Genomic DNA, 25,176 nt, shown 5'->3' on the forward strand with positions numbered 1-25,176 from the left:
GAATGGATGAAAAGCGAACGGCACAGAGCATGGATAAAGCAATGAAAAATAATGATAACGTCAGGAAACAACGGATTGTGCTGGTGACGGATTTGATGGCCGGTCGCGGTGGTATGGAAAATGTGACCGGTCAGTTGATCACCGCCCTGAATGCGGAAGCCGGAACGGAAGCGGGGCTGTTTATTATTAACAGCGGAGAGGAGAGCCACTCCCGCGCCTGGACCGCCAATGCCGTACTGGCAGAGAGCGTCTGCACGCTGCGGAATAAGAAAATTAAAAATCTTATTCACACGCTGAGAATGGCTGCTTTCTTTCGTCGCTATCAACCCGATCATGTTCTGACCCTCAACACCATTCCCTGTCTGATGACGCGTCGGGCTATTACGCTTTCAGGCCGCAAAATCGTGCTTTCGAGCTGGATGCACCTGCCACCGCGCGAACGATATCGCCCACATTATCTGCTGCGGGCCGATCACCATTTTGCTATCAGTCATGAAATCAAAGCGCAGCTGGTTGAGTTAGGTGCCCGTGCCTCTGACGTTGATGTCATCCATAACCCCATCAGGCGCAATGATGAGGTTATCGGCAGACCGCAGGCGCTGAAGTTTCTCTATATTGGTCGCGTCCATTTTCAGCGACAGAAACAGCTCAAAGACCTGTTTGATGCCTTGCAGAAACTCGATACACCCTGGACGCTGGAGATCGTGGGGGACGGGGAAGATCTGACGCGCTGTCAGCACTACGTGGCGGAACTCGGGATTCAGGATCGCATTACCTGGCATGGCTGGCAGGAGAACGCCTGGGCGTATGTCAGCCGCCATATTAAACAGGTCACCTGCCTCGTGATGACCTCTAACTTCGAAGGCTTCCCGCTGATTCTGCTGGAGGCGATATCGCGTGGCGTCTACTGCGTCTCCTCCGACTGCATCAGCGGCCCGTCAGAAATTATTCAGAATGGTCTCAATGGTCAGCTCTATCCCACTAATGACAGCATGGCACTGGCCGCTATTCTCAACACCATGAGCGGGGATTTTCACTTTCCTGATCATCAGGTTATTAAAGCGAGCATTACCGGTTTTTATGAGGAAAATTATATGAAGCACCTGATGAGTGTGTTTAACCGCCTAACTGAGGTTAAGCATGACGAATAGAACCAGTCGCGATGGATTAACGTTAATGGTTAATTTTTCAGTTATTGCGCTCTGTCTGGCGCTGTCACTGAATATGTTTGTTACCGGCCTGCCGCAAAAAATATTCTATCTGGTCTCTTATCTCTCCGTTGCCTCCGTGTTGTATGGCCTGGTGCGCAGGCGAGAGGACTTTAAAGAGAACGGTTTTTATATCGCCCTGTTTGCTGTACTGATTATTTTTGCCCTGATCCGTCTCTTCTGGGCGATACACGCTAAAGGGATCGAAACCGCGCCCTCAAAAGATGCCATCACCAATATCGGCAACTATCTGCTGGGGGCGAAGCGACTGTTACTGGGCGCCTTTGTGCTGCTCAGTCTGGCGATTTATGGTCATCGGGTCTCTGCTACCACGCTGCGCATCGGAAAAGTGTTAATTCTGGTGGGACTGTTGATTACGCTGGGCTTTGGTATTCACGAGCATCTTTATACCGAAAATATCCGCATCAAACTCACCACCGAAGCGGCCTCGATGTCCTCCTACATGATTCTTTTTATCTACTGTGCCTGGCTATGGCTGAGCCGCTTTGAGACGCACTCGTACTGGAAGGTGGCTGATGTCGTTGCGCTGGCGGTGACCTTTGCCTTGCTCTACCTATGTGGCACCCGGGTGACCCTGATTGCGCTGATTGCCGCAGGATTGCTGTTCCTGGTGCAGACTTATCGGCTGTCGTTGCTGACCAACTGGCGGATTAGTGCTTTGCTGGTGGGCGTGCTGGCGGTGCTGATCCTGATGACCAGTAACCGCTGGGTGGAGGGTGTGCAGGATATCGAGAACTATGGCTCAAACAGCTCAACCTCCCTGGGCGCACGTGTGGCTATCTGGGGCGGGGCGATGAATTTTATTGAGCATCATGGCGGTTTTGCGACGCCGGATGCGCGCACCACCGAGGCCCGACAGTTCATCACGGCGCACTATCCTCACAATACTGAGGGCTATACCAACGTTAAATACAACATGCACAACGAGTTTCTGGAAGTGACGACACTGCAGGGCTGGCTGGGTGCGCTGTCGCTGGCGCTGCTCTATCTGACCGTGCTGGCAGGCGTGCTGAAGAAGTGCGATCTGCGCGGTGTTGCGCTGCCGATGCTGGGATTGTTTATCTGCGGACTGACCGATTCGGTACTGCCTTATAATCAGACCGCCACCATTTTTATTATGGCTCTGGCGCTCTGCTGTATACGGCGGCCGCTGCCGGTCACCGCTGCATAGTCTCTGTCTGAACCTATAAAAAAGGCGGGGTTTCTCTGGAAACCCCGCCTTTTTATTACCGCGATTTTTACGACGTAACGTTAGTCGCGAGAACCGATGTCGCGCAGTTTCTTACCTGCCATCAGATTACGTTCAATGTGCTCCAGCGAGACGTTTTTCGTCTCAGGAATCAGCATCAGCGTCAGCAGAATGAAGAACAGGTTAAGCGCCGCGTAGACCCAGAAGGTGTTCGCATTGCCCAGCGTATTCAGCATGGTCAGGAAGGTTGCACCCACGATCATGTTTGCGATCCAGTTGGTGGTCGTAGAGACAGTGATACCGAAGTCGCGGCCTTTCAGCGGCTGAATTTCGGAACAGAGTACCCAGATCAACGGACCGGCTGACATGGCAAAGCCAACGATAAACATCAGCAGCATACCGATCGCAAAGTACTGTGCGCCTGCAGAGTGAATACCGAAGTGCAGCATTGTACCCAGCACGCCCATACCGGCTGCCATCACCATAAAGCCCAGAATCAGGGTAGGTTTACGACCCCAGCGATCCACCAGACCAATAGCAATAAAGGTGGCCAGAACGTTGACCAGACCCACAATCACCGTGCCCCACATCTGCTGGGTGGTGTTAGTGAAGCCTGCGATTTCAAAGATTTTTGGCGCGTAGTACATGATGACGTTCATGCCGGTAAACTGCTGCATCACCTGCAACAGGATGCCGAGATAGACCGCGCGACGGAAGTGGCTGCTGCTGGTGAACAGACCCCAGCCAGACTGCTTGACCTTCAGGCTCTCACGAATCTCTTCCAGCTCACGTTTTGCCTGCTCGCTGGTGTCACGCAGACGATCCAGTACACGTTGTGCATCGCGGAAGTTGCCTCGCGCCGCCAGCCAGCGCGGGCTGTTTGGCAGGAAGAAAACACCGACCAGCAGCAGCAGTGCCGGAATCGTGATGATACCCAGCATCCAGCGCCAGTTGCCGGTAAAGCTGAATGCGGTATCGGTCAGGTAAGCACCCAGAATACCGATAGTAATCATCAGCTGGTAAAGCGAAATCATACTGCCGCGAATTTTTTCCGGTGCGATCTCAGAAAGATAAAGCGGGGCGGTATAAGAGGCGATACCGACAGCCAGACCCAGCAGAACGCGGGCGCTGATCAGCATTTCCGGGTTTGGCGACATTGCTGACCAGAGTGAACCGATCACGAAAAGAATCGCACCGGCCATCAGGCTTTTCTTACGGCCCAGGCGGGATGACATCCAGCCGCTGCCGATAGCACCGACCGCCGCACCAAACATCATGGAACTGACGATCCACTCCTGCTGATGAGGGGTGACGTTAAAGTCCTTTGCGATAAACGGCAGAGCACCGGCGATAACGCCGATATCCAGACCGAACAGCAGTCCCGCAAGGGCCGCCAGAAAGCAGACAAATAAGGTCATCGCCTTATTTGAAGTTCTGCTTTTGTGTGTATTGCCAGGCATTGTAGCCTCCAGGTTTATCCATCATTGTTTTTATCAATGTTAAAAAACCATTTGCGGGAAAAAAGTGAGCCTGATCACATCAGTGTAATCGCTTACACACGCTGAAACCCTGAAATTCAGCATATTTTTCCCGGAAAGATTAATTAACCAGTGAGGTATAGCACTCATTAAGTTTCTGACAATGCTCTATTTAGTGGCTATCAGACGACGCTGAAAATAACGCATTTTCAGCATAATAACTACGTGCGTTAATTCTTAAATGTCAGATATACAAAGCATTTCGATTTGTAATCGTTAACATTTTGTCGTCAGAAAAAGCGAAAGGAAGTGTAGCTGAGAACTGAAAATTTGCTGCAGAGTAAAGAGGATGTCATTCAGGTTCGTTTTTTTCGTCTTCAGACGTCTGGAATAAACAGCAGGGTTATCGTATTCCGGTGCCGGGCGGAGGCAGACATTCTCAGGTGAGCAATGGGGCTGATCGGGCGATAAAAAACCCCGCCACCGGGGCAGGGTTTTTATCAGCAGCCGCTAACCTTACAGGCCAGCTGCTTCACGCAGCAGGGCAGCTTTGTCGGTTTTTTCCCATGGGAAATGTTCGCGACCAAAGTGACCGTAAGCTGCGGTCTCTTTATAGATTGGGTGCAGCAGGTCCAGCATCTGAATCAGACCGTATGGACGCAGGTCGAAGAACTCGCGTACCAGCAGCGTCAACTGTTCAGTTGAGATTTTCTCGGTGCCGAAGGTTTCCACCATGATAGAGGTCGGTTCAGCCACGCCAATAGCGTAGGAGACCTGAATTTCACAACGGTCAGCCAGACCCGCCGCCACGATGTTTTTTGCCACGTAACGCGCTGCATAGGCGGCAGAGCGGTCAACTTTAGAAGGATCTTTACCAGAGAACGCACCGCCACCGTGACGTGCCATACCGCCATAGGTGTCGACGATGATTTTACGGCCGGTCAGACCGCAATCGCCCATCGGACCACCAATCACAAAGCGACCGGTTGGGTTAATGTGATATTTGGTCGAGGCACTCAGCCATTCTGTTGGCAGAACCGGTTTGATGATCTCTTCCATCACCGCTTCCTGCAGATCTTTCTGACTGATGGATTCAGCGTGCTGGGTAGACAGAACGACTGCATCAATGCCAACGATTTTGCCATCGTCATACTGGAAAGTGACCTGGCTTTTGGCATCCGGACGCAGCCACGGCAGGGTCCCGTTTTTACGTACTTCAGCCTGACGCTGAACCAGACGGTGCGCGTAGGTCACCGGCGCAGGCATCAGCACGTCAGTTTCGTTGGTGGCATAGCCGAACATCAGACCCTGATCACCCGCGCCCTGTTCCAGCGGATCGGTGCGGTCAACGCCCTGATTAATATCCTGAGACTGTTTGCCAATGGCGCTTAATACCGCGCAGGAGTTGGCATCAAAGCCCATATCGGAATGAACATAGCCGATGTCACGTACGGTCTGACGGGTGATCTCTTCAATATCGACCCAGGCGCTGGTGGTGATTTCACCGCCAACCAGAACCATTCCGGTTTTAACGTAAGTTTCGCAGGCCACGCGCGCTTTAGGATCCTGTTCGAGGATCGCATCCAGCACAGCATCGGAGATCTGGTCGGCGATTTTATCGGGATGTCCTTCTGATACGGACTCGGACGTAAAAAGGTGTTTAGCCATTCTGTTCTTTACCTTAAATATGGTTTGAGTACGACTGCATAGCGCCAGTGAGGTTGTCTGACCTGACGCCCCTTCAGGCAAAGCCGCGAGCAGTGAGGTAGTATCAGCACAGCAGACTGACACCGCCTGGATAGTAACCTGTTTAGATGGAAAACCATCTGGACGGCTATTTTAGGATAGAGGATAAACCAATTACCAGCCCTTTTTCTGTTTAAGCGCTTAACCTGTAACCGTTATCGGCATAATTTGCTGACACTGCACGCAATTCCCGGATAATCTTTTTGCATTTTAGCGCTGTAAACTGTATAAAACGCCGCTGCTTCGATAGCAGCAGCAAGGATGACGCCACTGTTTGCGTCGCGCCTGTCAGACTCTGGTCTGGCTTTCACCCAGGTTGTTTTCCATGTGCCCCTGGCATATGCGGAGGTGATACAAGTAATGAACCACGCTTTTTCTTCTTCCGGTTCCTTGCGCTGCGGCGCTGCACTGGCTCTCTCCTGCCTCCCATCTGTTTCTTTGTCCTGCCGACACTATGTCCGATGCGGTAATTTTACCGACACAGGCGCCGGCTAATCTTTATCTCTGTTCTGCTGGTTTGGTCTCTTCTCTGCGCCCGCGTAGCGGAACGACGCAGGTTATCCATGGTCAATACATAACTAAATGTTCTCTGTTTAAACGGAGATGGCCAGGGTGTTTTACACTTAACTCTCATGCGTGAATCGCGCTGACGGCAACGTCAGGTGAACAGGACATTGTGTTTAATGTGGCAACAGGTTTTCAGATTAGCGGCCATAAAGCCGGTTAGCAGTTCTATCTTTCAACGGAAAATTGAGGTTCGCGATGTCTGACGACATGAAGAATATCAAAGGTTCGTCAGCTGGCGAACAGGGTGCACTCCGCTCCATGCAGGAGGTGGCAATGAACGATCAGGATGCGAGCAAAATGTTGCGTACGTACAACATCGCCTGGTGGGGCAACAACTATTATGACGTTAACGAACTGGGCCACATCAGTGTCTGCCCCGATCCGGATCGTCCGGATGTGCGCGTCGACTTAGCCCGCCTGGTTAAAGAGCGCGAAGCACAGGGCCAGCGTCTCCCCGCCTTGTTCTGCTTCCCACAGATTCTGCAACACCGTCTGCGCTCGATTAACGCCGCGTTTAAACGTGCGCGCGAATCTTACGGCTACAAAGGCGACTACTTCCTGGTTTACCCGATTAAAGTTAACCAGCACAAACGCGTTATTGAGTCGCTGATTCACTCTGGCGAGCCGCTGGGACTGGAAGCCGGCTCGAAAGCCGAGCTGATGGCCGTGCTGGCGCATGCCGGTCAGACCCGCTCAGTGATCGTCTGTAATGGCTATAAAGATCGCGAATATATTCGTCTGGCGCTGATTGGCGAGAAGATGGGCCACAAGGTCTATCTGGTGCTGGAGAAGATGACGGAAGTGCGGCTGGTGCTGGAAGAAGCGGAGCGTCTGAATGTCGTGCCGCGTCTTGGCATCCGTGCGCGTCTGGCTTCGCAAGGCTCCGGTAAATGGCAGTCGAGCGGCGGCGAAAAATCGAAGTTTGGCCTCTCCGCCACGCAGGTGCTGAAACTGGTTGAGATCATGCGCGAAGCGGGTCGCATTGACAGCCTGCAGCTGCTGCATTTTCATCTGGGTTCGCAGATGTCTAACATTCGCGACATCGCCACCGGCGTGCGTGAGTCGGCGCGTTTCTACGTCGAACTGGCGAAGCTGGGCGTTAACATCAAATGTTTCGATGTCGGCGGCGGTCTGGGCGTCGATTACGAAGGCACACGCTCGCAGTCTGACTGCTCGGTCAACTATGGCCTGAATGAGTATGCCAACAACGTGATCTGGGCGATTGGTGCGGCCTGTGATGAGCACGGTCTCGAGCATCCGACCGTCATTACCGAGTCGGGTCGTGCTGTGACCGCGCACCACACGGTACTGGTCTCCAATATCATTGGTGTCGAGCGTAACGAGTTCAGCGAACCTGAAACGCCGGATGCGGATGCGCCGCGCCCGATTCTCAGCATGTGGGAAACCTGGCAGGAGATGCATGAGCCAAGCACCCGTCGTTCGCTGCGTGAATGGCTGCACGACAGCCAGATGGATTTGTCTGATATCCATACCGGCTACGCCTCCGGTACATACGATCTGAAGCAGCGTTCATGGGCTGAGCAGCTCTATCTGAGCATCTGCCACTATATTCAGCAGCATCTTGATCCCAGCAACCGTGCGCACCGTCCGATCATCGACGAACTGCAGGAGCGCATGGCAGATAAGATCTACGTGAACTTCTCGCTGTTCCAGTCCATGCCGGATGCGTGGGGTATCGACCAGCTGTTCCCGGTACTGCCGCTGGAAGGGCTGAACAAGAAGCCGGAGCGTCGCGCCGTGCTGCTCGACATCACCTGTGACTCCGATGGCACCATCGATCACTACGTGGATGGCGACGGTATCGCGACGACCATGCCGATGCCGCAATATGACGTGGATAATCCGCCAATGCTGGGCTTCTTCATGGTCGGTGCTTATCAGGAAATTCTGGGCAACATGCACAACCTGTTCGGTGACACCGAGGCGGTAGATGTCTACGCACGCGAAAATGGCGATGTGGAAGTCCAGCTCTCTGATGAAGGCGATACCGTGGCGGACATGCTGCGTTACGTGCAGCTTGATCCCAACGAGCTGATGGCGCTGTTCCGTAATCAGGTGCAGGCATCCGATGTCGACGAAGAGCTGCGCGCGCAGTTCCTGGAAGAGTTTGAGAGCGGCCTCTACGGTTACACCTATTTAGAAGATGAATAATCGGCGCTGGCAGCCTGCAATCGCATATTGCAGTTGCCGTTAACTATGCCGATAATCTGACCCACTCAATCCCTTCCTCGTCGGGCCTAACGACGCGGAGGGGATTTTTTTCATCTCAACCTTAATGGCTTGCTGGCCTGGCCTGACTAACGCACATAGAGAGAGCAATTATGTATAACACCCTTGGCAATCAGTATGACAACTCCCTGGTTTCTAACGCCTTTGGTTTCATGCGTTTTCCGCTGAATTTCCAGCCTTACGACAGCGACGCCGAGTGGGTTATCACTGGCGTGCCATTTGATGCTGCAACATCGGGCCGTCCGGGCAGCCGCCTGGGTCCGGGCGCGATTCGTCAGATCTCCACCAATCTGGCCTGGGAAGGCTGCCGCTGGCCGTGGGATTTCGACCTGCGTCAGCGTCTGAACGTGGTCGACTGTGGCGATCTGGTTTACGCCTTCGGTGATTCGCAGGATCTTTCCGACAAGTTGCAGGCTCACGCGGAAAAACTGCTGGCCAGTGGCAAGCGCATGATGACTTTTGGCGGCGATCACTACGTTACGCTGCCACTGCTGCGCGCCCATGCAAAACACTTCGGTAAGATGGCGCTGGTGCATTTCGATGCGCATACCGACACTTACTCCAACGGCCCGACCTTCGACCACGGCACTATGTTCTTTACCGCGCCGAAAGAAGGTCTGATCGATCCACAGCATTCTGTGCAGATCGGTATCCGCACCGAATTCGACAGGAGCCTTGGTTTCAACGTGCTGGATGCGGCGCAGGTCAACGACCGCAGCGTTGACGATATCCTCGCGGAAGTGAAACGCACCGTTGGTGATCTGCCGATCTATCTGACCTTCGACATCGACTGTCTGGATCCGGCGCATGCGCCTGGCACCGGCACGCCAGTGATTGGCGGCCTGACCACGGATAAAGCGACCAAGCTGATCCGTGGCCTGCAGGGCATGAACATTGTCGGCATGGATCTGGTGGAAGTGGCACCGGGATACGATCATGCTGATCTGACAGCACTGGCGGCGGCGACGCTGGCGCTGGATATGCTGCATGTTCAGGCTGCAAACAAAGGTTAATCCTGTCATGAGCCTGCCGGGTTAACCTGGCAGGTTTTGCGCCGCCGGCTAATGCGGCACAGTGCCAGTAACGACCGCCATCCGCTTTTCCTCCTCAGGATTGTTTCCCTTTATCACAACGCCCGCTGCTCAGGCGTAACCGCGCATCAGCAGCTAAACTCATTGATATCAATTCTCAACGTGGAGACAATCATGGGCTTTCTTGATGAACTGGCGGGATCGCTACAGGGCGCGCAGAGTGATGGGCATTTGCCCGGACAACTTCAGGCGGTCTGGCACTGGGTGCAGGAGCAGGGCGGTATTGAAGTGCTGCTACAAAAATTCCAGCAGGGCGGGCTGGGCGAGGTGTTTGGTTCGTGGATCGGCACCGGGGCGAATCAGCCGGTAGAACACAGCGATATCCACTCTGCATTTGGTCAGGCTGAGCTACAGTCACTGGCGGATAAGCTGGGAACCGACGTTAAGGGCGCCGCGGGCACGCTGGCGGTTATTCTGCCGCAGCTGATCGACAAAATGTCACCTCAGGGGCATATGGATGAGGCGTCGCTGCACGAGAATAAACTCGATTTAGGTTCGATGGTGGATCAGATATTCAAACGTTAGGTCAGTGATTCTGACCTGATCCGTACTGCAGGCGCATGCTGTGTGCATGCGCCTGTATCAGGCATTACTTCTTCGCGTCTGCCGCAATACGTTCACGGATGTGCTCGGCACGCGCTTCAGAAGCGGGGTGCGAGTCAAACATCGAGCTCTGACGTCCCTGTTCCAGCTTCGCCAGTTTCTCAAAGCTGGTCACCAGACCTTCCGGATTAATGTTGCGCTTCTTCATCAGATCGTAGGAGTAATCATCTGCCTGCGATTCCTGAGTCTGGGAGAACTGTGCGTTAACCAGTTTTTCACCCATCTCACCCAGTTGCGACTGAGACAGTGAACCGATCACGCCGCCAACTGATGCGGCTGCCGTGCGGGCGGCGGTTGTGGCATACGCCAGCTGCATCGCTTTACGCGTATGACCCAATGCAACGTGGCCCATCTCATGGCCCAGCACGCCTTCCACCTCATTGTCAGTCATCATATCCATCAGGCCGCTGTAAACGCGGATACAGCCGTTTGCCATCGCCCAGGCGTTGACATCTTTGGTCTGATAAACCTTATAGTTCGCCGGAACGCCATTGATATTATCGCCCAGCGCGGCTGCAATCTTATTCAGGCGCTGCTGATACTCACTGTTAGCGGGCGCCAGCTGATTATCCTTGTCCATCTGCTCACAGGATTTATCGCTCAGTTGCTTTACCTGATCGTCGCTCAGGCTATAAGCCTGATAGGCCTGCGCGCCAGATTGCATCAGTGCATTATTGTCTAAACCCTGACAGCCGCTGAGCATCGCTGTCAGGCCAAGTGCTAACACCATTTTTTTGGTTTTCATGCTGTATCCCATCCATAACAAGGTAAGAAAAACAAACACCTGAAACTCACTCAGATGAATAAACGATTTGGTTATAGCGTGCCAGTCTGCACTTTGCTAGCAGACCTGGCCGAAAAAGCCATACGAAGCGGTGACATTTAGCGTTTTACAACATGTACTTTTGACCTGACTTTCATGTACATTGATGGGCAACTTTTTCCTTGTTTTGCCCGGTAACTCATTAATAACAATCAGTTAAGGTGCGAAGCATTAATCCGACCTGGAGTAGAAAATGCCCTCTCGTAAAGAGCTTGCCAACGCCATTCGTGCGTTAAGTATGGATGCAGTACAGAAAGCGAAATCGGGACATCCGGGTGCCCCAATGGGCATGGCGGACATCGCTGAAGTACTCTGGCGCGGCTACCTGAACCACAACCCGACCAACCCGCTGTGGGCCGACCGCGACCGTTTCGTCCTCTCTAACGGTCACGGCTCAATGCTGATCTACAGCCTGCTGCACCTGACCGGCTACGATCTGCCACTGAGCGAACTGGAAAACTTCCGCCAGCTGCACTCAAAAACTCCAGGTCACCCTGAATATGGCTACACCGTGGGCGTTGAAACCACCACCGGTCCGCTGGGGCAGGGCATCGCCAACGCCGTCGGCTTCGCCATTGCTGAACGCACACTGGCCGCGCAGTTTAACCGTCCGGGTCATGACATCGTAGACCACAACACCTATGTCTTCATGGGTGATGGTTGCATGATGGAAGGTATTTCTCACGAAGTCTGCTCACTGGCGGGTACGCTGAAGCTGGGCAAACTGGTTGCCTTCTATGATGACAACGGTATTTCCATCGATGGTCACATTGATGGCTGGTTCACTGATGACACCGCTAAGCGCTTTGAAGCGTACGGCTGGCATGTCGTGCGCGGCGTAGACGGCCATGATGCAGATGCGATTGCTAAAGCGATCGACGAAGCGAAGAGCGTCAGCGACAAGCCTTCACTGCTGATGTGCAAAACCGTTATCGGCTTCGGTTCACCGAACAAAGCGGGCACCCATGATTCACACGGCGCGCCGCTGGGTGATGACGAAGTGGCACTGACCCGCAAACAGCTGGGCTGGAACCACGCACCGTTCGTTATTCCTTCAGACATCTACGCTGAGTGGGACGCGAAAGAAGCGGGCCAGGCGAAAGAAGCGGCATGGGATGAGAAATTCGCTGCGTATGCGCAGGCCCATCCTGAGCTGGCTGCTGAATTTAAACGTCGCGTGAGCAACGAACTGCCAGCTAACTGGCAGGAAGAGTCTCAGAAGTTCGTTGAACAGCTGCAGGCGAACCCGGCGAAGATCGCCAGCCGTAAAGCGTCACAGAATGCTATCGAAGCCTTTGGTAAAATTCTGCCGGAATACCTGGGCGGCTCAGCTGACCTGGCGCCGAGCAACCTGACTATCTGGTCTGGTTCTAAGCCAATCAACGAAGATGCTGCGGGTAACTACATCCATTACGGCGTGCGTGAATTCGGTATGACCGCTATCGCCAATGGTCTGGCACTGCATGGCGGCTTCCTGCCATACACCGCTACCTTCCTGATGTTCGTTGAGTATGCGCGTAACGCAGCGCGTATGGCGGCACTGATGAAGATCCGTCAGATCATGGTCTACACTCACGACTCAATCGGTCTGGGTGAAGATGGCCCGACGCATCAGCCGGTTGAGCAGATGGCGAGCCTGCGCACCACACCAAACATGAGCCTGTGGCGTCCATGTGACCAGGTAGAATCTGCGGTGGCGTGGAAATATGCTATCGAACGTCAGGATGGCCCAACGGCACTGATCTTCTCCCGTCAGAACCTGGCGCAGCAGGAACGTGATGCTGCACAGCTGGCTAACGTGGCGCGCGGTGGTTACGTGCTGAAAGATTGCGACGGCACCCCTGAGCTGATCCTGATCGCAACCGGTTCAGAAGTTGAACTGGCTGTCGGTGCCTGGGACAAACTCACCAGCGAAGGCCGCAAAGTGCGCGTGGTCTCGATGCCGTCAACCGATGCTTTCGACAAGCAGAGCGATGAATACCGTGAATCTGTGCTGCCTAAAGCCGTCAGCGCTCGCGTTGCTATTGAAGCGGGCATCGCTGATTACTGGTTCAAATACACGGGCCTGAATGGCGCTATCGTGGGTATGACCAGCTTCGGTGAATCTGCACCTGCAGATCAGCTGTTCGAGCTGTTTGGCTTTACCGTTGACAACGTCGTCGCGAAAGCGAAAGCGCTGCTGGCGTAATAACTGGCCAGGCGGGTCTGCTCCCGCCTGGTTGTGAAATTAAAGGGGCGATCCTTTCGTCCCTTTTGCTCTTTTATTCCTGCAGTAATAACACTTTCTGGCTTAAATTTGTGACGCAGATCCAAATTTATGCAGTCAGATTGATCGCAATCATTCCTGTTATTCCTTCCTTCTATTATTCTGGCTGAACCGTTTCAGTCGTCGGGCCAGCCGCCCTGATTTCGGACAATGCCGGGCAAGAATCTCCTGTACAAAATGCAGTGAAGCGCTCAGGCTAACGGCACGTTTTTTCAGTCTGACGTGGCAGGAGAGAAATGACGGTACGGATAGCGATAAATGGTTTTGGCCGGATTGGACGCAATGTCCTGCGCGCGCTCTATGAAACGGGCCGACGTGCAGAGATTACCGTGGTCGCGATTAATGAGCTGGCTGAAGCCACCGGTATGGCGCACCTGCTGAAATACGATACCAGCCATGGCCGTTTTGCTTTCGACGTTCGTCAGGAGCGCGATGTTATGTGGGTGGGTGGCGATACCCTGCGCATTTTGCACCGTGCAGACATAGCCGATTTGCCGTGGCGTGAACTCGATGTGGATGTGGTGCTGGACTGTACCGGCGTCTATGGCTCACGGGCTGATGGCGAAGCCCATCTGCAGGCGGGTGCCAAAAAAGTGCTGTTCTCTCATCCTGGCGGAAACGATCTCGACGCGACTGTCGTGTTCGGTGTTAACCAGCAGGATCTCACCGCCAGCGATCGCATCGTCTCCAATGCGTCCTGCACCACAAACTGCATTATTCCGGTCATTAAACTGCTGGATGATGCGTTTGGTATCGAATCCGGCACCGTCACGACGATCCACTCGGCGATGCACGATCAGCAGGTGATCGACGCCTATCACAGCGATCTGCGCCGGACCCGTGCGGCCAGTCAGTCCATCATTCCAGTGGATACGCGTCTGGCGGCAGGCATCACCCGTATTTTTCCGAAATTCAACGATCGCTTTGAGGCGATAGCCGTTCGCGTCCCGACGATTAACGTGACGGCCATTGATCTCAGCGTTTCTGTGTATAACGCGGTAACGGCATGTGACGTTAACACCTTGTTGCGAAGCGCGGCAGAAGGGGCATTTCGTGGTATAGTTGACTACACGGAATTACCGTTAGTCTCAGTAGATTTTAACCATGATCCGCACAGTGCCATTGTGGACGGAACACAAACGCGGGTCAGCGGTCAACACCTTATCAAGACACTGGTCTGGTGTGACAATGAATGGGGCTTTGCTAACCGAATGCTCGACACGACGTTAGCGATGGCCGCAAGCGGTTTCAGGTAAGACGCGGTTTGCGTCTGGCAAAACTTATGAGAATCAACGAGAGGATTCGCCATGTCTGTAATTAAGATGACCGATCTGGATCTGGCTGGTAAACGCGTTCTGATCCGTGCCGATCTGAACGTACCAGTTAAAGAAGGTAAAGTGACGTCTGATGCACGTATCCGTGCTTCTCTGCCAACCATTGAAGCGGCGTTGAAACAGGGCGCGAAAGTAATGGTTACCTCTCACCTGGGTCGTCCGACCGAAGGTGAATACAACGAAGAGTTCTCGCTGCTGCCGGTAGTTAACTACCTGAAAGAGAAGCTGAGCGGCACCACTGTGACCCTGGCAAAAGATTACCTCGATGGCGTTGAAGTGGGCGCTGGCGAACTGGTTGTGCTGGAAAACGTTCGCTTTAACAAAGGCGAAAAGAAAGATGACGAAGCGCTGTCTAAAAAATATGCCGCCCTGTGCGACGTATTTGTGATGGACGCGTTTGGTACTGCGCACCGCGCGCAGGCTTCTACCCACGGCGTTGGCAAATTTGCCCCTATCGCCTGTGCCGGTCCGCTGCTTTCTGCAGAACTGGAAGCGCTGGGTAAGGTCATGAGCAACCCTGAGCGTCCGCTGGTGGCTGTTGTTGGTGGTTCTAAAGTCTCTACCAAATTTGATGTGCTGCAGTCTCTGGTCAAAATCGCGGACACCGTGATTGTCGGCGGCGGCATTGCGAACACCTTCGTGGCTATCGACAACAATGTCGGCAAGTCACTGTATGAACCCGACTTCGTTGAAGCGGCTAAAGGCCTGCGCGATCAGCACGGTATCCCGGTTCCAACTGACTCTCGCGTCGGCACAGAATTCTCTGAAACTGCGCCAGCGACCGTGAAAAAGGTTTCGGAAGTAGCAGATAACGAAGAGATTATGGACTTCGGTGATGAAACCGCTCAGGCCATGGCTGCCATCCTGAAAGAGGCTAAAACCATCCTGTGGAATGGCCCGGTGGGCGTGTTTGAGTTCCCTAACTTCCGTAAAGGCACCGAGATCGTGGCTAACGCGATTGCAGACAGCGATGCCTTCTCTGTTGCAGGCGGCGGCGATACCTTAGCGGCTATCGACCTGTTCGGCATTGAAGACAAAATTTCCTACATCTCTACCGGCGGTGGTGCGTTCCTGGAGTTCGTGGAAGGCAAAAAACTGCCAGCAGTTGCCATGCTGGAAGAGCGTGCGAAGCAGTAATCCTTTGGGGGCGATGCCTCGCGGCATCGTCTGAAGTCTTGCCCATCTGGGCGTTTAAATCGACGTTCCTTTAAGGGAACAACGGTCACGAAACAGGACACAATCATGTCTAAAATTTTTGATTTCGTAAAACCCGGCGTTGTCACTGGTGATGACGTACAGAAGATCTTCAAAGTTGCGAAAGAGAACAAATTCGCACTGCCAGCCGTGAACTGCGTCGGCACCGACTCCATCAATGCGGCACTGGAAGCGGCAGCGAAAGTGAAAGCGCCAATCATCATCCAGTTCTCTAACGGTGGTGCTGCATTTATCGCCGGTAAAGGCTTCAAGACTGACAAACCACAGGGCGCGGCAATCTTCGGTGCTATCGCCGGTGCACACCATGTTCACCTGATGGCAGAGCAGTATGGCGTGCCGGTTATCCTGCACACTGACCACTGCGCGAAGAAACTGCTGCCGTGGATCGATGGTCTGCTGGACGCGGGTGAAGAGTACTTCCAGAAAAACGGTAAGCCACTGTTCTCTTCTCACATGATCGACCTGTCAGAAGAGTCACTGGAAGAGAACATCGAAATCAGCAGCAAGTACCTGGCGCGCATGGCGAAACTCGACATGACGCTGGAAATCGAACTGGGCTGCACCGGTGGTGAAGAAGATGGCGTGGATAACAGCCATATGGACGCATCTGCTCTCTACACCCAGCCAGAAGATGTGAACTACGCATACGAAAAACTGAATGCTATCAGCCCGCGCTTCACCATTGCGGCTTCATTCGGCAACGTACACGGCGTTTACAAGCCAGGTAACGTGAAACTGACCCCAACCATTCTGCGTGATTCGCAGAAATTCGTGTGTGAAAAACATGGCCTGCCGCACAACGCGCTGGACTTCGTTTTCCACGGCGGTTCAGGTTCTTCAGCTGCAGAAATCGAAGAGTCTATCAGCTACGGCGTGATCAAGATGAACATCGATACCGATACCCAATGGGCAACCTGGGACGGCATCCTGCAGTACTACAAAAAGAATGAAGGCTATCTGCAGTCGCAGCTGGGTAACCCGGAAGGCGACGACAAGCCAAACAAAAAATACTACGACCCACGCGTCTGGCTGCGTTCAGCCCAGGCCTCAATGGTCGTGCGTCTGGAGCAGGCTTTCAAAGAGCTCAACGCTGTCGACGTTCTGTAACTGATATTGAGTTTCGGTATAAACTGTCTTCTGTATAAAAAAGGCCCGAAAGGGCCTTTTTTTTGATCTTTTTTCGCCGGATTTGCGTCAAAGGTCATGCAGGTTTGGCACACCGGCATTTATTGTTTACCCTTTTGTCAGGGATTGTCAGAGCTGTTCTGACAATCTGTTGTTACTTCCCTTGGGAATTTAATTACAGGATGGTTCCATGCAGGATACGGGTATGTTTGATGAGCTTAACAACGCAGGTAACTGGATAGTACGCAATCAGGAGCTGCTGATAAGCTATGCGGTGAACATTGTCGCAGCTATCGCGATTATCTTTGTGGGTATGATTGTTGCACGCATCATCTCCAACACCGTTAATCGTCTGCTGTGCGCACGTCATATTGATACGACCGTTGCTGACTTTTTGTCGGCGCTGGTGCGCTACGGCATTATCGCCTTCACACTTATCGCGGCGCTGGGTCGCATTGGCGTACAGACCACCTCGGTTATTGCCATCCTCGGTGCGGCCGGTCTGGCTGTGGGTCTGGCCTTAAAAGATTCACTGTCAAACCTGGCTGCCGGCGTACTGCTGGTGATCTTCCGCCACTTCCGCACCGGTGAGTTTGTGGATCTGGGTGGCATCATGGGTACAGTCATGAACGTGCAGATCTTCTCTACGACGCTCAAGTCAGCGGATGGCAAGCGCGTGGTGGTGCCGAACGGTAAAATCCTTGCCGGAAACATCGTTAACTTTTCCCGTGAGCCGGTACGCCGCAATGAATTTATTATCGGCGTCTCCTACGATGCCGATGTGGATCAGGTTCTGACGCTGCTGCGGGAAGTCGTTGAAGCAGATGAACGTGTACTAAAAGATATGGGTATCCAGATTGGGCTTAATGAGTTAGCCGCATCCTCAATGAATTTTGTCGTGCGCTGCTGGAGCAACAGTGGAGACCTGCAAAACGTCTACTGGGATCTGATGAAGAACTTCAAGCGTACGCTGGATGGCAAAGGAATTGGTATTCCTTATCCGCAGATGGATGTGCATCTGCACCGCGTCAGACCGTCAGATACACCTGCACCAGAGACACAGCCGCAGTAATTTGTTCAATGGGCGGCGTCTGTCGCCCATTAATTTTGCTAATCGTGGATTAATTCTTTCAATTTCCGCTAATCATCTCCTCTCTTTATACTTCCCCACATCTGACCATGTGAGGACGTAATTCTGTGATATCTCTCTACTTTCAGGGGCTTGCCCTGGGCGCTGCGCTGATCCTGCCATTGGGGCCACAAAACGCATTTGTGATGAATCAGGGCGTGAAACGTCAGTATCATCTGATGACGGCGGCACTCTGCTCACTGAGCGATATTCTGCTGATATGCGGCGGCATCTTTGGCGGCAGCGCCCTGCTAAGCCAGTCTCCGCTGCTGCTGATGGTCATCACCTGGGCAGGCGTAGCCTTTCTGCTCTGGTATGGCTGGGGTGCGCTGCGAAGCGCTTTTCGTGGCAACGCCGATCTGGCGGATGGCGAGCCACTGAAGCAGAGCAGGGGACGCATTATCGCAACATTGCTGGCGGTAACCTGGCTCAATCCGCACGTCTATCTCGACACTTTTGTGGTGCTGGGCAGTCTTGGCGGCCAGTTGCCCAGCACCACGGCGCGTCAGTGGTTCGCGCTGGGCACCGTCAGCGCGTCGATCCTGTGGTTTTTCGGCCTGGCGCTGCTGGCCGCGTGGCTGTCACCGCGCCTGCGCACCGCGAAAGCACAGCGTGTGATTAACCTGCTGGTCGGCGCGGTAATGTGGTTTATCGCCCTGCAACTGGCGCGTCAGGGTATTGCCGGTTTTTGATCTTAGCCTCGATCCCGGGCGGTAATTGCCGCGCTGCGGACGAACTTTTGGCATAATGACCACTCAAAGCATGGCGCATACCGATGCGCTGTTGGGCTTCGCCGGTTGGAAGCCGTCATAGTGACCTTTTCAAGGAGGACTTTCATGAAACTGAAAGCATTGGCTCTGGCCGCAATCATGAGCGCCGGGGCATTGCCTGGCGTACACGCTGATGAGTTACCGAACGGACCGCACGTGGTGACCTCAGGCAAGGCAACGGTCGATGCTCGTCCCGATATCGCGACCCTCTCTATCGTTGTGAACGTGTCATCGAAAGATGCCGCAGATGCGAAAAAACAGGCAGATAGCCGGGTTGCGCAATATTTCGATTTTCTGCAGAAGAATGGCATTGAGAAAAAAGATATCGATGCGGCTAACCTGAGCACGCAGCCAGAGTACGACTACACCAAAGAGGGTAAATCCGTACTGAAAGGCTATCGTGCTGTGCGTCAGGTACAGGTCACCCTGCGTCAGCTGGACAAGCTGAATGATCTGCTGGACGGAGCACTGAAATCCGGTCTGAATGAGGTGCGTAGCGTCGAGTTAGGCGTGGCAAACCCGGAAAGCTATAAAGAGCAGGCGCGTAAAGCGGCGATTAAAAACGCCACTCAGCAGGCATCGCAACTGGCTGAAGGCTTTAACGCGAAGCTGGGATCGATCTACAGCATCCGTTATCAGGTCGCCAACTATCAGCCAATGCCGATGAACCGCATGTACAAAGCGGCGGCAGCGGCAGATACCTCGGCGCAGGAGACTTATGACCAGCAGAGCATCAACTTTGACGATCAGGTTGATGTAGTGTTTGAGATTAAGCCCAACGCGGCACAATAAAAAAACGGGGCTTTTGCCCCGTTTTTGTTTTCAGGCGGCGACGTCATTCTGACGCAGCACCCGATGTCCATGTGCAATCAGCGCATCGGTCACCCGACGCATTAACCGGCTTTCAGGCGCAAACCGATGCCAGTAGAGCATCCGGCGCTGATACAATCCCGGCGTCAAATCGATTAACTCACCGCTCGCCAGCTCACGTTCAATCTGAAGATGTGGGATCATACAGCAGGTCGATCCCTGTCGGGCCATCTGCACAAAGGCTTCAGACGAGTTCACAATGTGGCAGGGCACACTGCCAGGTGAAAGGTCAAAGTTCTGCTGCAGGAAAGCCTGGTGCATATCATCAAGATGATCAAAAGCCACGGCAGGCGCTTTCAGCAGGGCAGAGCGGGTAACGCCGTTTGGAAAGAAGCGTTCAGCAAAGTCGCGTGACGCCACAAACAAGTAGTCGAGCGCACCCAACTGATCCACCAGGCAACTCGGCAGCGGCTGCGGCTGAATACTCACCGCACCCACCACTTCACCCCGACGCAGACGCTCCTGAGTGCGTGTTTCATCTTCAACCTGCAGATTCAGGCGAACGGGGGAGTCAGCCAGCACATCTTTTAGCGCAGGCAGCAACCAGGTCGCCAGACTGTCGGCGTTGACCGCCAGCGACAGCAGCAGCGGCGTGGTGCCACTGTTCTCATCGCCCAGCCACTCCTCTTCCAGCAATTCCACCTGATGCAGTAACGCCAGTAGTTTTTGGCCCTGTTCGGTCGGGCGCGGCGGCACAGTGCGCACCAGCAGCGGCTGACCAAACAGGTTCTCCAGCTGCTTGATTCGCTGTGAAACTGCAGACTGAGTGATACACAATTTTTGTGCGGCACGCTCAAATCCGCGTTCGCGGATCACTGAATCCAGCGCCTGAAGCGTTCGATAATCCGGGCGTTTCATTAATATTCATTCTCCTTCAGGATGGACGTCACTATGCCACAAAACTGTTATCTGTGATGGTTCTCTTGTTTTTGTGGACTGGCTTGCAAAGCGATAAATCCACGTCGGTCAGCCGAGCATTTTCAGCAAGCCTTGTTTTATACTACGCGCACTTCGTTGTCGCACAGGTTTTAAACATACCATGACCCAGGATGAACTGAAAAAAGCCGTTGGCTGGGCTGCACTTGATTACGTGCAGCCGGGCACCATTGTTGGCGTAGGCACCGGCTCCACCGCTGCCCACTTTATCGATGCGCTTGCCACGGTCAGGCATCAGATCGACGGTGCCGTCTCCAGCTCAGATGCCTCCACCCAGAAGCTGAAAAGCCTGGGCATTCAGGTTTTTGACCTGAATGAGATTGATGTGCTGTCGGTTTACGTCGATGGCGCGGATGAGATCAACCCGCAGATGCAGATGATTAAAGGCGGCGGCGCGGCGCTGACGCGTGAAAAGATTGTGGCTGCAGTGGCTGAAACCTTTATCTGTATCGCTGACGCCTCGAAAGAGGTGGATGTACTGGGCCGCTTCCCGCTGCCGGTTGAAGTGATTCCGATGGCACGCAGTTATGTGGCGCGTCAGCTGGTGAAAATGGGCGGCTTACCGGAGTATCGTCAGAACGTGGTAACGGATAACGGTAACATTATTCTCGACGTGCATAATCTGCGTATCCTGGATCCGATTGAGCTGGAAAAAACCATCAATGCGTTGCCTGGCGTCGTCACTGTCGGCCTTTTTGCCGCGCGCGGTGCCGATATTGCACTGATTGGCGGACCTGATGGGGTCAAAACTATCAAAAAATGATCTGTCTGGCGCCGTAAAGGCGTCAGTTATTTCTGCCTGAAAATCATCTTTTCTCACACTGGTGAAATTTGGTGACTTATGTCACATAAGCGTCATCGGCAGCGGGTTCGTTCTCTCTTCTTTGCCTCTCTCATGATTTTGTCCGGCAATGTACTGCTGGCAGCCGCTGCCGTGCTGGCTGCCGGGCAATCGTTTGTATTGCCGGACGCGATTTTTTTGATATTTTGACAGAAGGCTGGCTTATGGTAGTCCTCATTGAATGCTGAATAGGATTGGGAAATGGCAAAGGTATCACTGGAAAAAGATAAGATTAAGTTCCTGCTGGTGGAAGGTGTCCATCAGAGCGCGCTGGATAACCTGCGGGCTGCAGGCTATACCAACATCGAATTCCACAAGGGCGCGCTGGACTCCGACGCGTTAAAAGCATCGATTCGCGATGCGCACTTCATTGGTATCCGTTCCCGCTCCCAGCTTACTGAAGAGATTTTTGCGGCCGCTGAAAAGCTGGTCGCCGTTGGCTGTTTCTGTATCGGCACCAACCAGGTTGATCTGCAGGCTGCTGCCAGCCGGGGTATTCCGGTGTTCAACGCGCCGTTCTCCAATACCCGCTCGGTTGCGGAGCTGGTGATTGGTGAGATGCTGCTGATGCTGCGTGGCATCCCGGAAGCGAACGCGAAAGCGCACCGTGGCATCTGGAACAAGATTGCCAAAGGCTCATTTGAAGCACGTGGCAAAAAGCTGGGTATCATCGGTTACGGTCATATCGGGATGCAGCTGGGCGTGCTGGCAGAAAGCCTGGGCATGCATGTTTTCTTCTACGACATTGAAAACAAGTTGCCGCTGGGGAATGCTACCCAGGTACGCCATCTGGCCGATCTGCTCAACATGAGCGACGTTGTCAGCCTGCACGTGCCGGAAACTGCCTCAACACAGGATATGATCGGTGCAGAACAGCTGGCGCAGATGAAGCCCGGTGCGCTGCTGATTAACGCCTCACGCGGTACCGTAGTCGATATCCCGGCGCTGTGTGATGCGCTGGCCAGTAAACATGTTGGTGGCGCGGCCATCGACGTCTTCCCGACAGAACCCGCCACCAACAGCGAGCCGTTTATCTCTCCACTGAGCGAATTCGACAACGTGATCCTGACGCCGCACATTGGCGGTTCGACGGAAGAAGCGCAGGAGAACATCGGGATTGAAGTGGCGGGCAAGCTGGCGAAATATTCCGATAACGGCTCGACGCTGTCAGCTGTTAACTTCCCGGAAGTCTCACTGCCGATTCACGGTATCAGCGCCAGTCGTCTGCTGCACATCCATGAGAACCGTCCAGGCGTGCTGACAGCCATCAACCAGATCTTCGCAGAGCAGGGCATCAACATCGCCGCCCAGTATCTGCAAACCTCGCCGTTTATGGGCTATGTGGTTATCGACATTGATGCCGAGCCAGAAGTGGCCGAGAACGCGCTGCAGCTGATGAAGGCGATTCCGGGTACTATCCGCGCCCGTCTGCTTTACTAAGCGATGCAGACACGAAGTGGCGCTAAATAGCGCCACTTCGTGCTATCAGGTACGATCTGCTGTGAGGCTGAGCCTGCTCAGGAAAAACGGTCAGATCGGAAAGTCGCAAACACGTCATTCCTGACTGCCTGGCCCGCGCGGGGGCCGCTTTCCTCTTCTTACCGTGTCCCCTTAGCGTGGTGCTATTTCATTGTTGCAAAATTCGCCCTGATTCGGGGTGCTGATCCGTCTGAAAAAGCCCATAACAGCGGCTCTTCTACTCCCACTGCCAGAGCTTTGACGGCGTCATTACCGCCGGCAAAGGTACATCCCATTCTGCCACCGGCAGGCTATCGACCTGCTGACAATCGTGGGCCAGACCAACCGGCAAAAAGCCGTGCTGTCGCCAGTTCTGCAGGGTGCGATCGTAGAAGCCGCCGCCCATGCCCAGACGCTGCCCATGCTGATCAAACGCAACCAATGGCACCATCATCAGATCCAGCTGATCAAGCGTGATCAACTGCCGGATATCCAGCGGCGGTTCAGGAATACGTAGTTTATTGATATGCAATGGGGTATCGGGCGTGTAGCGCAGAAACAGTAAATGACCGGGCGAGAAGGGATGCAAAACGGGCAGATAGACCGCTTTCTTCAGATGCCAGAGCCTGGCAATCAGCGGACGGGTATTCAGCTCACCATCAACTGACAGGAACAGGGCAATGTTGCGCGCGTGAGTAATCGGCGCATAGTTAAGGGCAAGTTCAGCGAGCTGTTCGGCCGCCTGGGCCTGCTGATCTTCAGTCATTGCACGGCGCAAATGGCGTACCTGCTGACGGATAACCTGACGCTGTATCATTGAACGTGATGACATGGAAGATTCAGACATGATTTCCCCGCCTGATAAGTCGCTGAACAGCGACTATAACATGTCGGTATGGGGATGAAAGCAGGACTGCAGGAAGAGAGATCTCCGAGATGCCGCCGTAGGCTGTAACCCTTGAACCCTTGGTTCAAGGTGAACATGCCGTCATAACCATCAGGCTTCTCGGACGAACCGAGCATGCACACAGGTTACGAGCGTCACATTCTGTTTTTTCGAAATATCGGCTCAGGGGACTGGCCCACATGCAAACATCTCAGAGAAAATTTACCTCACCGTTACTTTAGTATAGCAACCATGAAGTTTTATTCGAACTTCGCACCCTCACGCTCAGAGATGCGACCTTGCTCAACTAATGCCTGTTCAATCGTCTGCTGCAACATACGGATACGCTGTTCCATATTAGCAGCATAATCGCGCGTTTTCACTTTCTCTTGCGCCAGCTCGTGGCAGACGTTTAACGCGGCGATGAACACCAGTTGTTCTGTATTGGTGACTCTAGTGCGAACTTTTAGATCTTGCAACCGTTGATTGAGATCTTCAGCCGCGCTATTGAGCGCATCTTGCTGCTCTGGCGGACAATTCACTCTCAACGAACGACCAAAAATTTGTAAATCTACCGGTTGTGCAGACATGCCACCTTCCTGACTGATTACTTCGCTCGCAACTCCCTTAGCTGTCAATGGCTTGGGAGGCGGGCAACTATATAGACCCACGAAATAAGATACAACCCCTTTTCTGGAAACCTTGAGGCAGCTAGTGGTAGCATAACACGAACTTATTCTGCCAACGACGATGAAAACTTATGTCCTTACAGAACGCAACCCCCGATTACAACGCGCTCGCGGCAGTGCTCTCACAGCAGGGTGTTGGTATGACGCCTGCAGAAATGCATGGCCTGCTAAGCGGCATCCTCTGCGGCGGTAACCAGGACACCAGCTGGAAGACGCTGGTACACGATCTGGCTAACGAAGGCATGGCGTTTTCACACACGCTTGCGGTCCCGCTGGCGGCGCTGCACGAGCACACGGCCACTACGCTGGAAGATGAGGGTTTCCTGTTTCAGCTCATGCTGCCTGCGGACGACGACATCACCGTATTTGACCGTGCCGATGCGCTGGCAGGCTGGGTTAACCATTTTCTGCTCGGTCTGGGCGTAACACAGCCTAAACTGGATAAAGTCACCGGCGAAACCGGCGAAGCAATCGATGATTTGCGTACGATTGCCCAACTCGGTTACGAAGAGGATGAAGACCAGGAAGAACTGGAGCAGTCGCTGGAAGAGGTGATTGAATATGTGCGTGTCGCTGCACTGCTGTGCCACGATACCTTCACTCGTCCGCAGCCAACCGCGCCAGAAGTGCAAAAACCGACGCTACACTAATTTCAGGTCAACGCGTTTAACCGGTCAGTTT

The 25,176-nt window shown here is 53.7% G+C and carries 21 protein-coding genes and 1 other RNA gene; 15 read left to right on the forward strand and 7 right to left on the reverse strand.

Features of this window, described 5'->3' with window-relative positions; translation table 11 throughout:
* Positions 1-2 precede the first annotated feature (2 nt).
* Together KTJ90_RS03625 and KTJ90_RS03630 are read left to right on the forward strand one after the other, a co-directional pair.
* Complete coding sequence (locus tag KTJ90_RS03625; protein WP_110411028.1) at positions 3-1,151, forward strand: glycosyltransferase; 1,149 nt, start codon at positions 3-5, stop codon at positions 1,149-1,151.
* 25 nt (positions 1,152-1,176) lie between these two features.
* Positions 1,177-2,400: an O-antigen ligase family protein gene (locus tag KTJ90_RS03630; protein WP_003853373.1), complete on the forward strand. Its 1,224-nt coding sequence runs from the start codon at positions 1,177-1,179 to the stop codon at positions 2,398-2,400.
* Between the two features lie 80 nt (positions 2,401-2,480).
* Here the strand turns inward: KTJ90_RS03630 and KTJ90_RS03635 are convergent, their stop codons facing one another.
* Both KTJ90_RS03635 and metK read right to left on the reverse strand, forming a co-directional pair.
* A complete protein-coding gene (locus KTJ90_RS03635; protein ID WP_078804938.1) occupies positions 2,481-3,878 on the reverse strand; it encodes a sugar porter family MFS transporter in 1,398 nt (465 codons plus the stop codon).
* Between the two features lie 534 nt (positions 3,879-4,412).
* Positions 4,413-5,564: a methionine adenosyltransferase gene (gene metK, locus KTJ90_RS03640; protein ID WP_003853369.1), complete on the reverse strand. Its 1,152-nt coding sequence runs from the start codon at positions 5,562-5,564 to the stop codon at positions 4,413-4,415.
* Positions 5,565-6,404: 840 nt separating this feature from the next.
* On the opposite strand from metK, the gene speA reads away from it, so the two are divergent.
* The 3 genes from speA (at position 6,405) to KTJ90_RS03655 (ending at position 10,075) form a co-directional block, all read left to right on the forward strand.
* Positions 6,405-8,381: a biosynthetic arginine decarboxylase gene (speA, locus tag KTJ90_RS03645; RefSeq protein ID WP_003853367.1), complete on the forward strand. Its 1,977-nt coding sequence runs from the start codon at positions 6,405-6,407 to the stop codon at positions 8,379-8,381.
* 170 nt (positions 8,382-8,551) lie between these two features.
* Positions 8,552-9,472 (forward strand): agmatinase, encoded by a 921-nt coding sequence (gene speB, locus KTJ90_RS03650; protein ID WP_003853366.1) that lies wholly within the window; start codon positions 8,552-8,554, stop codon positions 9,470-9,472.
* A gap of 192 nt (positions 9,473-9,664) precedes the next feature.
* Positions 9,665-10,075 carry a YidB family protein gene (locus KTJ90_RS03655; RefSeq protein WP_008925681.1) on the forward strand — a complete coding sequence of 137 codons (411 nt, stop codon included), beginning with the start codon at positions 9,665-9,667 and terminating at the stop codon, positions 10,073-10,075.
* Between the two features lie 64 nt (positions 10,076-10,139).
* Here KTJ90_RS03655 and loiP read toward each other — a convergent pair whose 3' ends face one another.
* The gene (loiP, locus tag KTJ90_RS03660; RefSeq protein ID WP_003853364.1) at positions 10,140-10,898 is read right to left on the reverse strand and encodes a metalloprotease LoiP; all 759 of its coding nucleotides are present in this window, start codon (positions 10,896-10,898) and stop codon (positions 10,140-10,142) included.
* Between the two features lie 271 nt (positions 10,899-11,169).
* Between loiP and tkt the strand changes: the two genes are divergently transcribed.
* The 7 genes from tkt (at position 11,170) to KTJ90_RS03695 (ending at position 19,607) form a co-directional block, all read left to right on the forward strand.
* The gene (gene tkt, locus KTJ90_RS03665; RefSeq protein ID WP_008925680.1) at positions 11,170-13,164 is read left to right on the forward strand and encodes a transketolase; all 1,995 of its coding nucleotides are present in this window, start codon (positions 11,170-11,172) and stop codon (positions 13,162-13,164) included.
* Positions 13,165-13,478: 314 nt separating this feature from the next.
* On the forward strand, positions 13,479-14,498 hold the full coding sequence (gene epd / locus KTJ90_RS03670; RefSeq protein WP_192378100.1) for an erythrose-4-phosphate dehydrogenase: 1,020 nt from the start codon (positions 13,479-13,481) through the stop codon (positions 14,496-14,498).
* A gap of 51 nt (positions 14,499-14,549) precedes the next feature.
* On the forward strand, positions 14,550-15,713 hold the full coding sequence (gene pgk, locus KTJ90_RS03675) for a phosphoglycerate kinase (RefSeq protein ID WP_003853361.1): 1,164 nt from the start codon (positions 14,550-14,552) through the stop codon (positions 15,711-15,713).
* A gap of 105 nt (positions 15,714-15,818) precedes the next feature.
* Positions 15,819-16,898, forward strand: coding sequence for a class II fructose-bisphosphate aldolase (gene fbaA / locus KTJ90_RS03680; protein WP_003852838.1), 1,080 nt, complete (start codon positions 15,819-15,821; stop codon positions 16,896-16,898).
* A 208-nt stretch (positions 16,899-17,106) separates the two neighbouring features.
* Positions 17,107-17,988, forward strand: a complete 882-nt coding sequence (mscS, locus tag KTJ90_RS03685; protein ID WP_003852840.1) for a small-conductance mechanosensitive channel MscS — start codon at positions 17,107-17,109, stop codon at positions 17,986-17,988.
* 125 nt (positions 17,989-18,113) lie between these two features.
* The gene (argO, locus tag KTJ90_RS03690) at positions 18,114-18,737 is read left to right on the forward strand and encodes an arginine exporter ArgO (RefSeq protein ID WP_003852843.1); all 624 of its coding nucleotides are present in this window, start codon (positions 18,114-18,116) and stop codon (positions 18,735-18,737) included.
* Between the two features lie 144 nt (positions 18,738-18,881).
* Entirely contained in the window at positions 18,882-19,607 is a 726-nt protein-coding gene (locus KTJ90_RS03695) for an oxidative stress defense protein (RefSeq protein ID WP_003852844.1), read from the forward strand.
* Between the two features lie 30 nt (positions 19,608-19,637).
* Here KTJ90_RS03695 and KTJ90_RS03700 read toward each other — a convergent pair whose 3' ends face one another.
* Positions 19,638-20,543, reverse strand: coding sequence for a LysR family transcriptional regulator ArgP (locus KTJ90_RS03700; protein WP_008925678.1), 906 nt, complete (start codon positions 20,541-20,543; stop codon positions 19,638-19,640).
* Between the two features lie 181 nt (positions 20,544-20,724).
* Between KTJ90_RS03700 and rpiA the strand changes: the two genes are divergently transcribed.
* Positions 20,725-21,384, forward strand: coding sequence for a ribose-5-phosphate isomerase RpiA (gene rpiA / locus KTJ90_RS03705; protein ID WP_003852846.1), 660 nt, complete (start codon positions 20,725-20,727; stop codon positions 21,382-21,384).
* A 279-nt stretch (positions 21,385-21,663) separates the two neighbouring features.
* Complete coding sequence (gene serA / locus KTJ90_RS03710; protein WP_003852850.1) at positions 21,664-22,902, forward strand: phosphoglycerate dehydrogenase; 1,239 nt, start codon at positions 21,664-21,666, stop codon at positions 22,900-22,902.
* A gap of 256 nt (positions 22,903-23,158) precedes the next feature.
* On the opposite strand, the gene KTJ90_RS03715 is transcribed toward serA, so the two are convergent.
* From KTJ90_RS03715 to zapA, 3 genes are all read right to left on the reverse strand, one after another.
* Positions 23,159-23,752, reverse strand: coding sequence for a 5-formyltetrahydrofolate cyclo-ligase (locus KTJ90_RS03715; protein WP_438477478.1), 594 nt, complete (start codon positions 23,750-23,752; stop codon positions 23,159-23,161).
* 92 nt (positions 23,753-23,844) lie between these two features.
* A non-coding RNA gene (ssrS, locus tag KTJ90_RS03720) (6S RNA) lies at positions 23,845-24,027 on the reverse strand.
* 39 nt (positions 24,028-24,066) lie between these two features.
* The gene (zapA, locus tag KTJ90_RS03725) at positions 24,067-24,396 is read right to left on the reverse strand and encodes a cell division protein ZapA (protein ID WP_008925677.1); all 330 of its coding nucleotides are present in this window, start codon (positions 24,394-24,396) and stop codon (positions 24,067-24,069) included.
* 170 nt (positions 24,397-24,566) lie between these two features.
* Here zapA and KTJ90_RS03730 point away from each other — a divergent pair, with 170 nt between their 5' ends.
* Positions 24,567-25,145 carry a YecA/YgfB family protein gene (locus KTJ90_RS03730; protein ID WP_003852855.1) on the forward strand — a complete coding sequence of 193 codons (579 nt, stop codon included), beginning with the start codon at positions 24,567-24,569 and terminating at the stop codon, positions 25,143-25,145.
* Positions 25,146-25,176 lie beyond the last annotated feature (31 nt).

Source organism: Pantoea jilinensis (genome assembly GCF_019104105.1).
In the GTDB taxonomy this organism is placed as follows: domain Bacteria; phylum Pseudomonadota; class Gammaproteobacteria; order Enterobacterales; family Enterobacteriaceae; genus Pantoea; species Pantoea eucalypti.